We start from the raw sequence: 2,801 nt of genomic DNA on the forward strand, positions 1-2,801 counted from the left end.
GCCGTAGGTCTCCGGAATCTCACCACCATACTCATTGATGATGGCCAGCCAGTCCTGAGGCACGGAGCTGGAACCGTGCATCACCAGATGGGTGTCCGGAATACGGGCATGAATCGCCTTGATGCGATCGATGGCCAGAATGTCGCCCGTGGGCGGACGGGTGAACTTGTAGGCGCCGTGGCTGGTGCCGATGGCGATAGCGAGGGCGTCCACATGGGTTTTCTGGACGAAATCCGCCGCTTCTTCCGGATCGGTCAGCATCTGGTCGTGGTCCAGGGTGCCCTCGGCGCCAATGCCGTCTTCTTCGCCGGCCTGACCGGTTTCCAGGGAACCCAGGCAGCCCAGCTCGCCTTCTACAGACACACCGCAGGCGTGGGCCATTTCCACGGTCCGGCGGGTGACGTCGACGTTATACTCGTAATCCATGGGGGTCTTGCCGTCTTCACCCAGGGAACCGTCCATCATCACCGAGCTGAAACCCAGCTGAATGGAACGCTGACACACCGCAGGGCTGGTACCGTGATCCTGGTGCATGACCACCGGAATATGCGGAAATTCTTCAACCGCCGCCAGAATCAGGTGGCGCAAGAATGGTGCACCGGCGTATTTGCGAGCACCGGCTGAAGCCTGCACGATCACCGGAGAGTCGGTTTTATCCGCCGCTTCCATAATGGCGCGCATCTGCTCCAGGTTGTTGACGTTGAACGCAGGTACGCCGTATCCGTACTCGGCTGCGTGATCCAGCATCTGGCGCAGGGAAATGAGAGCCATGGGTTATCTCCTTAATGAAAATTTGCTTCGCGAATCCAGCTACCCTCAGGCGCCGCGTTCTTCCAGTACAGCTACCGCCGGCAGGGTTTTGCCTTCCACGAACTCCAGAAAGGCCCCACCACCGGTCGAAATATAGGAAATCTTGTCACTCACACCGTACTTGTCAATCGCCGCTACGGTATCGCCACCGCCGGCAAGAGAGAATGCACCACCTTCGGCAATAGCCATGGCCAGCGCCCTGGTGCCGTTACCAAACTGGTCGAACTCGAATACCCCGACCGGTCCGTTCCAGAGAATGGTTTTTGCGTTCTTCAGCAACTCGGCAAACTGCCCTGCCGTTTCCGGACCCACATCGAGAATCATGTCATTCTCGCCCACATCAGAAATGTTGCGGGTAGTGGCGGTGGCGGTTTCGGAAAATTCCGTGGCGACCACCACATCCACCGGCAGCGGGATATTCACCCGTGAGGCGATGTCCTTTGCCGTGTCGATCAGGTCGTGCTCGCACAGGGACTTGCCCACCGGATGACCGGCAGCCGCCAGAAAGGTGTTGGCGATACCGCCGCCGACAATGATCTGGTCGCAGACCTTTTCCAGGGCGTTGAGCACATCCAGTTTGGTGGACACCTTGGAGCCGCCCACAATGGCCACCACTGGTTTGGCTGGGTGGTCCAGCGCCTTGCCAAGGGCTTCGAGCTCAGCGGCCAGCAACGGGCCGGCGCAGGCTTCCGGTGCAAATTTTGCGACACCGTGGGTGGAGGCCTGGGCCCGGTGAGCGGTGCCAAAGGCGTCCATGACATAGATGTCGCACAGCGCGGCGTACTGCTTTGCCAGCACTTCATCGTCTTTTTTCTCGCCCTTGTTGAAACGGACGTTCTCGAACAACACTACCTCGCCGTCGGCCACGTGAACGCCGTCCAGGTAATCGGTGATCAGACGCACCGGCTGTCCCAGCAGCGTCGCCAGGTGATCGGCCACCGGTTTCATGGAGGAGGCTTCGTCATACACGCCTTCTTCCGGCCGGCCAAGGTGGGACATCAGCATGACTTTCGCCCCGGCATCCTTCGCCGCTTTGATCGTAGGCAGCGAAGCGCGGATACGGGCATCGCTGCTTACCTTGCCGTCCTTGACGGGTACGTTCAGATCTTCCCGGATAAGTACGCGCTTACCGGCAAGGTCCAGGTCAGTCATTTTCTTGATGGCCATAGTCGTTTCCGTTATTTCAGTTAAAGACAAAGATTCCGCGGCTAAAAAATCACTACAAGCTCAGCCAGCGTTTGCTCACATCCAGCATCCGGTTGGCAAAACCCCACTCATTATCAAACCAGCACAGCACCTTGACCATGGTGGTTCCGGTGACCCGGGTCTGGCCGCCGTCGACGATGCCGGAGTGGGCGTCATGATTGAAGTCGGAACTGGCCAGCAACTCATCGGTGTACCCGAGAATTCCTTTCAGCGGGCCCCGCGCCGACTGTTTCAGCAAATCGTTCACCGCTGCGACCGAAGTGGCATGCCTGACGTTCACTACCATATCAATAGCCGACACATTCAGGGTAGGCACTCTCATGGCGACAGAACTGAAGCGACCTTCCATATGAGGCAGCAGGCGCTCGATGCCTTTGGCCAGACCGGTATCCACCGGCACTATGTTGTGCAGCGCACTGCGGGTGCGGCGCAGGTCCTGATGATGATAGGCGTCGATCACCGGCTGATCGTTCATGGCGGCGTGAATGGTGGTGGTGGTGCCCTGCTCCACACCCAACGCATCGTCCAGCACCTTGATCAACGGTACCAGGCAGTTAGTGGTACAGGAGCCGGCGGCTACGATACGGTCAGATCCAAGCAGTTCGCCATCATTGATACCAAACACCACCGTGCGGTCCACATCCGCTTCCGCTGGCTGGGAAAACAGCAGGCGGGCTGCCCCGGCCGCCAGATGTTGCTCGGCCGTGGCACGATCGCTGAAGGAACCGGAGCACTCCAGCACCAGGTCTACACCCAACTCGGCCCAGGGCAAGGTTTGCGGATCC

Annotated in this window: 3 protein-coding genes; all 3 read right to left on the reverse strand. The window is 59.2% G+C overall.

What is annotated here, in order from left to right:
• On the reverse strand, positions 1-771 hold a 771-nt coding region (gene fba, locus AAC035_RS20390), incomplete at its 3' end, for a class II fructose-bisphosphate aldolase (protein ID WP_339806944.1).
• Positions 772-816: 45 nt separating this feature from the next.
• Positions 817-1,977: a phosphoglycerate kinase gene (locus AAC035_RS20395; RefSeq protein WP_339806945.1), complete on the reverse strand. Its 1,161-nt coding sequence runs from the start codon at positions 1,975-1,977 to the stop codon at positions 817-819.
• Positions 1,978-2,029: 52 nt separating this feature from the next.
• A partial coding sequence (locus AAC035_RS20400; protein ID WP_339806946.1) for an erythrose-4-phosphate dehydrogenase occupies positions 2,030-2,801 on the reverse strand: 772 nt, incomplete at its 5' end.

The organism is uncultured Marinobacter sp., from assembly GCF_963974375.1.
Lineage (GTDB): Bacteria > Pseudomonadota > Gammaproteobacteria > Pseudomonadales > Oleiphilaceae > Marinobacter.

Excerpts from the sequence above, each read along its gene's own strand:
- AAC035_RS20395 (WP_339806945.1), bottom strand. The coding sequence starts at position 1,977 with ATGGCCATCAAGAAAATGACTGACCTGGACCTTGCCGGTAAGCGCGTA.